The sequence below is a fragment of the Phenylobacterium sp. SCN 70-31 genome (assembly GCF_001724605.1).
Classification (GTDB): Bacteria; Pseudomonadota; Alphaproteobacteria; order Caulobacterales; family Caulobacteraceae; genus Phenylobacterium.
This window is the reverse complement of record NZ_MEEX01000031.1, coordinates 37,810-48,450: the sequence shown is the minus strand read 5'-3', so window position 1 is coordinate 48,450 and position 10,641 is coordinate 37,810. Positions and strand designations below refer to the sequence as shown.

Annotated in this window: 13 protein-coding genes; 11 read left to right on the top strand and 2 right to left on the bottom strand. The window is 71.5% G+C overall.

Annotation, left to right across the window (positions count from 1 at the left end):
- Positions 1-101: 101 nt before the first annotated feature.
- Complete coding sequence (locus ABS78_RS19490) at positions 102-590, bottom strand: PIN domain-containing protein (protein ID WP_293383326.1); 489 nt, start codon at positions 588-590, stop codon at positions 102-104.
- Positions 591-593: 3 nt separating this feature from the next.
- A complete protein-coding gene (locus ABS78_RS19485) occupies positions 594-1,055 on the bottom strand; it encodes a helix-turn-helix domain-containing protein (protein WP_293383323.1) in 462 nt (153 codons plus the stop codon).
- 320 nt (positions 1,056-1,375) lie between these two features.
- Between ABS78_RS19485 and ABS78_RS19480 the strand changes: the two genes are divergently transcribed.
- Genes ABS78_RS19480 through ABS78_RS19430 form a run of 11 tightly spaced genes read left to right on the top strand, consistent with a single transcriptional unit; the run spans position 1,376 to position 10,637 of the window.
- Positions 1,376-1,696 carry a TrbC/VirB2 family protein gene (locus ABS78_RS19480; RefSeq protein ID WP_293383320.1) on the top strand — a complete coding sequence of 107 codons (321 nt, stop codon included), beginning with the start codon at positions 1,376-1,378 and terminating at the stop codon, positions 1,694-1,696.
- Complete coding sequence (locus tag ABS78_RS19475) at positions 1,696-1,965, top strand: VirB3 family type IV secretion system protein (protein ID WP_293383317.1); 270 nt, start codon at positions 1,696-1,698, stop codon at positions 1,963-1,965. Before ABS78_RS19480 ends, ABS78_RS19475 begins: the two co-directional genes overlap by 1 nt.
- Before the next feature lie 7 nt (positions 1,966-1,972).
- Positions 1,973-4,399: a conjugal transfer protein TrbE gene (gene trbE, locus ABS78_RS19470; protein WP_293383314.1), complete on the top strand. Its 2,427-nt coding sequence runs from the start codon at positions 1,973-1,975 to the stop codon at positions 4,397-4,399.
- Positions 4,400-4,412: 13 nt separating this feature from the next.
- The gene (locus ABS78_RS19465) at positions 4,413-5,120 is read left to right on the top strand and encodes a conjugal transfer protein TrbJ (protein WP_293383311.1); all 708 of its coding nucleotides are present in this window, start codon (positions 4,413-4,415) and stop codon (positions 5,118-5,120) included.
- Between the two features lie 14 nt (positions 5,121-5,134).
- The gene (gene trbL, locus ABS78_RS19460) at positions 5,135-6,478 is read left to right on the top strand and encodes a P-type conjugative transfer protein TrbL (protein WP_293383308.1); all 1,344 of its coding nucleotides are present in this window, start codon (positions 5,135-5,137) and stop codon (positions 6,476-6,478) included.
- Between the two features lie 3 nt (positions 6,479-6,481).
- The gene (gene trbF, locus ABS78_RS19455) at positions 6,482-7,165 is read left to right on the top strand and encodes a conjugal transfer protein TrbF (RefSeq protein ID WP_293383305.1); all 684 of its coding nucleotides are present in this window, start codon (positions 6,482-6,484) and stop codon (positions 7,163-7,165) included.
- Complete coding sequence (locus ABS78_RS19450) at positions 7,144-8,169, top strand: TrbG/VirB9 family P-type conjugative transfer protein (RefSeq protein ID WP_293383302.1); 1,026 nt, start codon at positions 7,144-7,146, stop codon at positions 8,167-8,169. The genes trbF and ABS78_RS19450 overlap by 22 nt, the downstream gene beginning before the upstream one ends.
- A complete protein-coding gene (locus ABS78_RS19445) occupies positions 8,166-9,284 on the top strand; it encodes a TrbI/VirB10 family protein (RefSeq protein WP_293383298.1) in 1,119 nt (372 codons plus the stop codon). Before ABS78_RS19450 ends, ABS78_RS19445 begins: the two co-directional genes overlap by 4 nt.
- Positions 9,281-9,775 (top strand): S26 family signal peptidase, encoded by a 495-nt coding sequence (locus tag ABS78_RS19440; RefSeq protein WP_293383295.1) that lies wholly within the window; start codon positions 9,281-9,283, stop codon positions 9,773-9,775. The genes ABS78_RS19445 and ABS78_RS19440 overlap by 4 nt, the downstream gene beginning before the upstream one ends.
- Positions 9,769-10,356, top strand: coding sequence for a lytic transglycosylase domain-containing protein (locus ABS78_RS19435; RefSeq protein WP_293383292.1), 588 nt, complete (start codon positions 9,769-9,771; stop codon positions 10,354-10,356). The genes ABS78_RS19440 and ABS78_RS19435 overlap by 7 nt, the downstream gene beginning before the upstream one ends.
- Positions 10,353-10,637: a hypothetical protein gene (locus ABS78_RS19430; protein ID WP_293383289.1), complete on the top strand. Its 285-nt coding sequence runs from the start codon at positions 10,353-10,355 to the stop codon at positions 10,635-10,637. Before ABS78_RS19435 ends, ABS78_RS19430 begins: the two co-directional genes overlap by 4 nt.
- Positions 10,638-10,641 lie beyond the last annotated feature (4 nt).

Genomic DNA, 10,641 nt, shown 5'->3' with positions numbered 1-10,641 from the left:
GAGCCCGCTCACGTGGGGCCGAAGCTCGTTGACGGTCTCGGTGAGGCCGGCCGCCTCCAGCCTGAGCAGGAACTCCTCCGCGCCCATCCGCGGCGGGTTCTTCAACCGCGCGCGCATGAGGCGCACCGCTTCGACGCCGCGCCCGATGTGCAGGCTGAGGGTGTCCGCGATGAAGGCGTCCGCGGACTTCGCCTCGATATTGAGGGGCCCAGCACGAGCGCCGGGAAATCCTTCAGGTTCTCGGTGACAATCATGTGCGCTTCGGTCTTCAGCGCCGCGGCCAGAACGTGGGCGTCCTTGGGGTCCGGCAGCCCCGCGCTGGTCGGCAGGAAGTCGGCATAGCCGCAGACCATCGCGTCTTCGAAGGCCTCCTCCATGGCGCGGCGGTTGCGCAGCGCCTGGTCGGCGGCGTCGGCCACGCCCTGGGCCGAGAGGATCCTGGCGATCGCCCGCTCGGTCTCGTGGAGGATCTCGTCCGACCAGCGGAGGCGGAAGAACTCCGCCTCCGCGAGCGTCAGGAGAAGGTTGCGCGAGGCCACGCCCGCGAGAGAGCAGGCGTCCACGAGGGCGGTGAAGCGGTTTGCGAACACATCCTAAAGGTAGTCCGAGTCGGCCGCTGCCAGGTCTTCGAGGGCGCGGCCCCGGCGGGCGTCACGATCCTTCTTGTAGGCGAAAAGGTGCTCGGCGCGGATGCGTCGATGGCGACCCACCAGGTGATGCTCGATCTCGCCGCGATCGAGGAGCGACACGAGGTGAGGCCGCGAGACGTTCAGGATGTCGGCGGCCTGCTGGGTGGTGAGCATCTGGCTCACCGGCACCAGGGTGACGGCGTCGCCGCTGCCGATATGGCGCAGCAGATCCATCAGCAGGCGCGAAAGGGCCGGCGCGAGGATGATTTCCGCCGTCTGGTTGTCCGCGTCCAGGACGCGGAGCGTCTGGCCCGCCTCGTCCGTGGCTTGAGCGGCGAGGATCTGGCGCAACCGATTGGCCGCCGCCTTCTCGTCGGCGGACGGCAGCCGATCGCCGAAGGGCTCGGCGAAGGCGGGCAGGGTCATGAGGGGCTCCGGGTTCCAGGCAAGTCCTACTGCATATTCGAAATAGACGCAACAAACGAAACGCCCGAAACCCGAGCCCGGTTCATGACAGCGCACGGCCGACTCTCAATCACGCGGGGCGCCGCAGAGGCGTGCCGATGACTTCGCGCGTTCGCCGAGGCAAACCGAAAGTCATCTGAAGGTTGTGCGCATGTCGTGAAAGACCTGCGCACAAGTCGCAGAAACTATTTCATATTTTTCCACATGACCGTGTTGACAACTCGAATCGCGCTGCGCTTGGATTGCAACTATAGCGCGACGAAGCGCTGAGGATTGCACGAATGCGCAAGGAACTCTTACGCGGCCTCTCGGCCGCGACGGCGGCTTGCGGCCTGATGATCGCCGGCCCTGCCATGGCCGGCGGCGCCGGCATGCCCTGGGAGGGGCCGCTCCAGCAGATCGTCGAGTCCGTCACCGGCCCGGTGGTGCAGGCCGCCGCGGTGGTGGCGGTGGTCATCTTCGGCGCCGGCATCGCCATGAGCGAAAGCGGGTCGGGCATGCGGCGCGGCCTGGGCATCCTCTTCGGCCTCTCCATCGCGTTCGCGGCCTCGACCTTCTTCCTGGACTTCTTCGGCTTCGCCGGCGGCGCGGAGATCGGGTGATGAGCGAGCTCCTCCATCGGGAAGGCTGGGACGTCCCCGTGGCCCAGGGCCTCGCCGAACCCGTCCTGCTCGCCGGCATGCCCCGCGACTATGCGATCGTCATGGGCACCGTGGCGCTGGTCCTTGGCCTGGCGCTGCGCATCTGGTGGCTCGGCCTGCTCTGGTGGGCCGCCGCCCATGCGCTCGGCCTCTATGTGGCGCGCGCCGACAAGCGCTTCTTCGATGTGCTGCGCCGCCACCTCGGCCGCGCCGGCCACCTGGACGCGTGAGGCGGCGATGCGGTTCCTCGACGAAGCCCGCCGTCGTCCGGCCACCCTGGCCGACCACCTGCCCTGGGCCGCGCTGGTCGCGCCCGGCGTGGTCCTCAACAAGGATGGGTCCTTCCTGACCGGTCTCGGTTTCCGCGGTCCGGACCTGGAGTCCTCCACGGAGGACGAGCTGATGGCGGTCCGCGCGCGCCTCAACAACGCCTTGCGGCGGCTGGGGACGGGGTGGTGCGTGCATGTCGAGGCGCGTCGTCGGCCGGCGGAGACCTATCCCGCGAGTGAGATCCCGGTCGCCGCGGCCTGGCTGCTGGACGCGGAACGGCAGGCCGCCTTTGAGACGGCGGAGCCCGCGTTCGAGACGGACTTCCGTCTCAGCCTGACTTGGCTGCCGCCGGCCGACGAGACGCGCCGGATCGAGCGGGTGATGTTCGATGGCCTGGCGCGCGGCGGCCGCGACTGGCGCGCCGCACTCGAGGCGTTCCAGCGGGAAGCCGACGCCATCCTCGACCTTATCGCCGACACGCTGCCTGAGGCGCGGCGGCTGGACGACGCCGACCTCCTGTCTTGGCTCCACGCCTGCGCTTCCGGACGCACACAGCGCCTCGCCCCGTCCGAGACGCCGATGTTCCTGGACGCGGCCCTGGCCGACGAGGCCCTCACCGGCGGGATCAGCCCGCGGCTGGGCGCTCAATGGCTCAAGGTGGTCTCGGTGCGCAGCCTTCCGGCGGCGACCCGGCCCGGCCTGCTCGACGCGCTCTCCTGCCTGCCGTTCGAGTACCGGTGGACCGCGCGTTGGATCGCCCTCGACAAGGCCGATGGCGAACGGGAGATCACCCGCCTGCGCAAGCGCTGGTTCGCCAAGCGCAAGGGCATCGGCGTTCTCCTGCGTGAGGCCATCACCAAGGAGGAGGTCCCGCTCCTCGACACCGACGCGGCGGGCAAGACCGAGGAGTGCGACGGGGCGCTCGCCGCCCTCGGGGCCGAGACCTGTGCGTTCGGCTACCTGACCCTCACGGTGACGGTGTTGGACGCGGACGAGGAGCGCGCCGCCGAGAAGGCCCGGCTGGTGGAGATGGCGCTGAACGCCCAGGGCCTCGTCGCGCGCACCGAGGACCTCAACGCCGTCGAGGCCTGGCTGGGGGCGTTGCCCGGCGAGCCTTACGCCGACGTGCGGCGTCCGCTCGTCAGCACCCTGAACCTCGCCGACCTGCTGCCGGTCTCTGCGGTTTGGGCCGGCCCCCCGGGCGACGCCTGCCTGGACGGGCCGCCGCTCGCCGTCGCGCGGACCACGGGCTCCACGCCCTTCCGCCTCGTGCTGCACGTGGGCGACGTCGGCCACGCGATGGTCGTGGGACCGACCGGTTCGGGCAAGAGCGCCTTCCTCTCGTTCCTGGCGCTGCAGTGGTTCCGCTACCCCGGGGCGCGCGTGGTCTTCCTGGACAAGGGGCGCAGCGCCCGGGCCGCGACCTTGGCCAGCGGCGGCGCCTGGTGGGCGCTCGAACCCGGCGCGGGCCTCTCTCTGCAGCCCCTCGCGCGGGTCGAGCAGTCCGCGGAGCGCGCCTGGGCGGCCGAGTGGATCGAGGATGCGGTGCGCAAGGCCGGCGTGGAGATCACACCCCGCCTTCGCGAAGAGGTGTGGAGCGCACTGGGCGCGCTGGCCGACGCGCCAATGGAACAACGGTCGCTGACCGTGTTCTGCGCCCTGGTGCAGGACCGCGCCGTCGCCGCCGCGCTCGAACCGCTCACGCTGAAAGGGCCGCACGGCAGCCTGCTCGACGGCGCCGGCGTCGCGTTCGGCGAGAGCCCGTTCGACACCTTCGAGCTCGAGACCCTGATGGCCACCCGCTCGGCGCTGGCGCCGGTGCTCGCCGCGCTGTTCCACGAGCTCGAGCGCGGTTTCGACGGCCGGCCCACGCTGCTCGTCCTGGACGAGGCTTGGCTGCTCCTCGACGACACCACGTTCGCGGCCAAGATCCGCGAGTGGCTGAAGACGCTGCGCAAGAAGCGTGTGGCCGTCGTCTTCGCCACCCAGTCGCTGGAGGACGTGGCCGGATCATCGATCGCGGCCAGCCTGATCGAGTCCTGCCCGACCCAGGTCTTCCTGCCGAACCCGCGCGCCCTGGAGCCGGCGTCGGCGCCGCTCTACCAGGGATTCGGCCTCAACCGGCGGCAGCTCGAGCTGATCGCCTTCGCGACCCCCAAGCGCGCCTACTATTGGCGACAGCCCCAGGGCCGCCGGCTCTTCGACCTGAAGCTCTCCGGCGTGGGCCTGGCGCTCTGCGGCGCTTCGTCTCCTGAAGACCAGACCCTCATCGACCAGGTCCTCGCCCGCGCCGGCGCCGACGGCTTCGCGCGCGCCTTCCTCGCAGCCAAGGGGTTCTCCCATGTCGACACCCTCTTCGATGCCCTCGCCGAGCCGCCGATCGCGGCGGAGTAGCTGGATCGGCGCGGTGGCGCCGTTGGTCCTGGCGCTCACCGCATGCTCCGAGCCGAAGCCGGCGCAGGCGCAGCAGGTGGTGTTCGACCCCAAGAACCATCTCGAGAACGCCCTGCAGGCGGCCCGCCAGTTGGAGAGCCTCGCCAACGAGGCCCGCAGTCTCGCCAACCAGGCCCGTGAACTCGCGTCGTCGCCGTACAGCCACCTCGCCGAGACCTCCCAGACCCTCAAGGACATCGGCGAGCTCGCCCGTTCGGTGCGCGGCATCGCCAGCGACGTCGACGGCCTGCAGAAGGACTTCGAGAAGCTCTATCCCGCGACGGTCGACGGGCTCGATCCGCGCCGCGCCCTGGAGCAGGCGAGAGCGCGCAACAGCCAGGCGCGGGAGACCGCGCAGGACCTGGCGCGAACCGCCGCCGAGCTCGAGCGGCTGAGCCGCGGCCGCACCGGTCGCCTCGAGGGCGCCCTCGGCGCCAGCAAGGCCGCCGACGGCCAGACCGCCGCGATCCAGTCCTCGACCCAGGTCCTCGCTGTGCTCGCCGAAGACCTGGGTTCGATGCGAACCCTCCTCATGGCGCAGTCGCGGCTCCTGGCGGCGGAGAGCGCGCGACGCGCCTCGGAGAGGGCGGCCAGCGCCGAGGCGCGACGGCAGTTCTGGGGTCGGGAGAAGACCACGATCCCGAACCCTGATTTCGACCCGTTCCCTCACGCGCGTAAGTGAGGAGGGCCTAGATCATGGCGGCCAGTCCCCAGACTGCAAACGACCTGATGACGGTTTTCTCGAATACCGTCTCGGCCGGCTTTGATGCGCTCAGCGGCGCTGTGAACGGCGTGTTCGGTCTGATGATCGCCCTCGTGGTGGCGCTGACCGGCATTCAGTGGGCGCTGTCGTCGAACCGCGAGGTCTTAGCGGCAGGCTTCGGAAAGGTGCTGCTGATCGGCGCCTTCGCCTACCTGATCAATGACTGGCAGGGTCTCTCCCAGACGATCCAAGTCGGCTTCATCGAACTCGGCCTGACTGCCGGCGGGGGCAATCTCTCACGCGCCGACTTCCTCAACCCCGGCGCCATCCTCCAGCAGGGCTGGGAGATCGTTAAGTCGCTTGGCGAGTCGCCGATGCCGGCAGCGGACGTATGGGATGTCGGCGGCAATCTGATGGACGCCCTGATCCTCGGCCTGGCCATGATCGGCATCATGCTGGCCTTCGCGGTGCTGGCGCTGCAGATCATCGTCACCCTGCTCGAGTTCAAGATCGTGACCCTCGGTGGCTTCGTGCTGCTGCCGTTCGGCATCTGGTCGAAGTCATCGTTCCTGGCGGAGCGCCCTCTCGGGTTCGTCGTCTCCTCCGGTCTGAAGGTCCTGGCGCTTGCGATCGTGGTCTCCGGCGCCCGGTCCGTGTTCGACCAGCTGCAGCCCTCGGCCAACCCGGACCTCTACGAGGCGCTCGCCATCCTCGCGGCGTCTCTGCTCCTGGCAATGCTCGCGCTCTTCATCCCGAACCTGGCCTCGGCGCTGGTGACCGGCGGACCGGCCCTCGGCGCAGGTGCGCTCGCCGCCGGGACGCTTGCGGTCGGCGGCGCGGCGGCCGCCGCGGTCAGTGGCGTCGCCGCGGCGACGGGCGCCTCCAGGATCGCCGCGCCCAGCCGCGCGGCCGCCGGCGCCGGATCCGGGCGTCCGCCATCCGCGCCCGGCACGCCGCCGCCGCGACCGTCGAACGACAACCCGCCGAGAGGTCCGGGCTCGGGCCCGACGGCGTCGGGGTCGGGGCCCGGCATGGCCGAGGCGCCGGCGAAATGGACGTCCGCACCGGACGGCCCAGCGGTCCCGAAGGACGCCGCCGCGCCCGACGCCGAGCAGGGACCCGCCCCATCGACGCGCATCGCCAACGAGAACGAGGCCGCCAGGCGGGCCTTCCATCGCGCCCTCGAGGCTGAGCGACGGCCGCAACCGCCCCCGGCTCGGAGCAGCCGAAACGCGGCCATGCGGGCCTTCTTCGTCGCCAACGCAGGACGCGCCCTGCTGCCCGGCAACGAGGCCTCGGGCGCGCTCGCGCCACAGATCCGCGACGAGGAGGCGTAAGCCATGCACCCCTTCTTCCGTCCGAAGCGCGCACTGTCCGCCAGCCCCGAAGCGACGCCCTATCAGCGCGCCGGGCAGGTGTGGGACGACCGCATGGGGCTCAGCCTGGCGCACGCCCGCAACTGGCGGCGCATGGCCTTCGCGAACCTCGCCGTGGCCGCGTTCCTGGGCGGCGGCTGGTGGATGCAGGCGCAGCAGGCGGTGGTGAAGCCCTTCGTGGTGGAGGTGAGCCAATGGGGCCAGACCCAGCGCATCACGGCGATCGGGGGACGCTACGAACCCACCGAGGCGCAGGTCGGCCATGCGCTCGCCAGCTGGATCCGCAGCGTGCGGGCCAAGTCGGTGGATCCGGTGGTGATCCGCCAGAACTGGCTCGCGGCCTATGACTTCGTCACCCCCAAGACGGCCAGCTTCCTGAACAGCTGGGCGCAGGCCCACGATCCGTTCGCCGAGGTCGGCCGCGAGGCCGTCAACGTCGAGATCCTCAACGTCGTGCGGCGCAGCGCCCGCACCTACGACCTGCAGTGGCGCGAGACCCGCTTCGTCAACGGCCAGGCGGCCGCGACGGAGCGCTGGCGCGCGTTGATCACCGTGAAGCTGCAACCTCCGAAGACGGAGGCGGAGCTGCTCAAGAACCCGCTCGGCATCCGCATAGAGGACGTGTCATGGACGCCCGACGCCTCCTGATCCTGCTAAGCTGCAGCCTGCTGTCAGCGGGCTGCGCGACGCTCGAGCGCTTCGGCGTTGACGACCCGCCGGCCGGCCCCCCCGAGCCGGTCGCGGCCACCACGACAGCGCCGGAGCCGACGTCAGTGGTCGGCGCCACCGATGCGCCGACGGCCCCAACGATTTTCGCGACCATGGCGCCGATCCCGGATCCGCCCGCGGCCGACGCCCGCGGCGTCCGGCCCAGCGCCACGGCCAGTACGCCGCGTGTGGTGACCGGCCGGGCGGCGATCGCGGCCGCTAACGCGACGGCGCGTGAGACCTCGCGGTCACGTGGCTTCGTGGGCGGCGTGCAGGTCTTCGCCTACGACCCGGGGCGGGTCTACGAGGTCTGGACCGCACCTCTTCGCGTTACGACCCTCACCCTCTCGCCAGGTGAGACCGTCACCTCCAAGGCGGCCGGCGACACGGTGCGCTGGCAGATCGGAGAGACGTCGTCCGGGGAAGGTTCGAACCAGCGATCTCACGTGATGATCAAGCCGCTGCAGCGCGGGCTCGAGACGAACCTCGTGCTGGCCACCAATCGCCGGGTCTACCTCCTGCAGCTGCGCAGCGGCGCCGCCGAAGCCTTCAATGCGGCGGTGACCTGGGACGTGGCGGCGGTCCTCGAGGGGCCGGACCCAGGTGCGCCGCCGGCCACACCAGAGCCCCAGGGGCTCGTCACCCCGCAGGGGCCGCTCGACGCCGGCTTCCGCATCACCGCGAAGGGCAGGCGCCCGGCGTGGATGCCCGCGGCCGTCATGACCGACGGCGTGCGCACCTTCCTGACCTTCCCGCCGAGCGTGACGGCCGGCGAGGCCCCGGCCCTCTTCGCGCTGGCCCCCGATGGGAAGGCGCAGCTCGTGAACTACCGCCAGCAGGGCGGCCTCTGGGTCGTCGATCGGGTGCTGCACGCCGCCGAGCTGAGGGTGGGCGGGCGCCGGCCCCAGGTGGTCCGCATCGAACGCGTAGGAGCTTCGTCATGACCGATGCTGCGCCGTCGAACGATCGCGCCGGGCCACTGCCGAAGGCGCCCATCGCCCCCTTGGACACCCGCGCGCCGCGCCCGCCGGTGGTGCGGCTGCGCAAGGGCGTCGTGACCGGCCTCGTCATGGTCGCGTCCGGCCTCGTGGCGGGTTCGTTGGCCTGGGCCTTCGTGGTCCAGCCGGAATTGCGCGCGCAGGCCGCCGAAGCCCGGCTGGAGGGTCGCGCGAACGAGGTCCGCGGCGCGGTTCGGCCGAGCGACCGGGTGACCGATGCGCCGGCAACCTACGCCGACCTCGACCGCCTCCCTGAGCCCCGCAAGCTGGGCGGCTCCGCCGACGAGACCCCGCGGGCTGTCCCTGGAGCCCCGGTCGACCGATCGCCGCGCCGCACGCCCGCCGGCGGCCTGTCGCAGGACGCCCGCGCCTCCGGCCTCTTCTTCGGCGGTGTGTCGCCGAGCGCGCCCACCGCTCAACGGTCGGCCACGGGCCAGGGTCGAGAAGACTATGGCCAAGTCTACAACACCCACGCGCTCCTGCCGCCGCTCAGCCCCTACGAAGTGAAGGCCGGCGCCATCCTGCCGGCGGCGCTCCTCACTGCGGTCGACACCTCGCGGGCCGGCCCCGTCACCGCCACGGTGACCGAGAACGTCTTCGACAGCGTCAGCGGACGCCACCTCCTGATCCCCCAGGGCGCGCGGCTGATCGGTCGCCACGAGGGCGAGAGCCGGCATGGCGACCGCCGCGCCTTCATCCTGTGGGAGCGGCTCATCCTGCCAAACGGCAAGAGCCTCGTCCTGCCCAAGGAGCCGGGCGTCGATGCGCACGGCGCGATCGGCGCGAGGGGAGAGGTCGATCGGCGGCTCTTTCCGATGGTCGTCGCGACCCTGTTCGCCGGCGCGATCACGGCCCTGGGCCAGGCGGCGCGCGATTCAGACGATGACTCCGGTGGCCTGCTGGGGGACGCCGGCGACGCCGCGTCGATCGAAGCCGCCCAGGTGGGCGGCAAGCTCATCGACCGCGAGCTTGAGGTGCGCCCGGTGATCCGCCTGCGGCCAGGTACGCGGGTCCGGGTCTTCATCACCCGCGACCTCATCCTGGAGCCCTACCGCTCATGACCCGCGGCCGGATCCTCCTCGCCCTCGTGGTGGTGACGGCCTCGGGCGGAACGGCGAGCTGGCTGCAGGCGCAGCCCACGCCCTGGCTGATCAATGAGACCGACAGCCTGCCGCGCGGCGTCTACCTGCGCACCGCGGGCGCACTACGGATCGGCGTCGTTGTCGCCGCCGCGCCTCCGATGTCTGCGCGGTCCTACCTCGACGAGCTCGGCGCTTCGGCCGACGCGCGACTTCTGAAGCGCATCGCGGCCGGCCCTGGCGAAGAGGTGTGCCGCGACGGCGCGAGGGTGAGCTGGCCGCGCGGTGCGGTGGTGGCGCGGGTCGCCGACCGGCGCGGTCGAGCGCTGCCCACCTGGAGCGGCTGCCGGCGCCTGACGGGCGATGAGTTCCTGCTCCTGGGCGACACCGCGACGAGCTTCGACAGCCGCTACTTCGGCCCGGCGCCGCGGGCGGCGATCCACGGGATCTACAAGGAGGTCTGGCGATGGTGAGGGTCTGGATCATCGGGACGCTGGTCGCGGCGGCGGTGGCGCCGGTCGCCCGCGCGCAGCCCGACTGGCGTTCGGCGGGCGGCGAGATCTTCGCCTCGTCCGAGCCATCACCCGAAGTCGACCCGAACTCAAGGGAGCCGCGGCTCCCAGAAGGCAGCCAGCCCTTCGACGCAGCGGTGGGCGCGGCGGCCGCACGCCATCGCCTGGACCCTAAGCTCTTGCATGCGTTGGTTGCGGTCGAGAGCGCCTACCGGCCGCGCGCGGTGTCACCCGCGGGCGCCGGAGGGCTCACCCAGCTCATGCCAGGCACCGCCACAGCCCTCGGGATCGTGGACCGCTTCGACGCCGCGGCGAACCTGTCCGGCGGCGCGGATTACCTGGCGCGTCAGCTCCTGCGCTTCGGCGACGTGCGCCTGGCGCTCGCGGCCTACAATGCGGGGCCGGAACGGGTGGCGCGTCTCGGTCGCATTCCCAACATCGCCGAAACCCAGTCCTACGTCGCCGCCGTCATCGAATGCTACCTGGCGCTTTCGGCCGGCCGGTCGATCCGGTCGGCTTCCGACTGTCGGAGGGGGCCATGACCTTGCCCACGACCGAGGCGGCCACGGGGCCGGCCGAGCGCGACGACGACCTCCTCACACGCGCGGAGGCGTCGGCCTATCTTCTGCGGTTCGCCGTCCATCTGAAGCCTGCGACCCTGGCGCGGATCTGGTCGACCGGCGGCGATGGCCCGCCCTGTCAGCATATCCGGGGCAAGCCCTGGTACCCTCGCGGCGCACTGCGCGACTGGGCGCAGACGCAACGCACCGGCCTGCGCCGTAACCGGCGCGAGGCGAAGCTCGACCCCCGCGTCGGGAGCTGAGGCG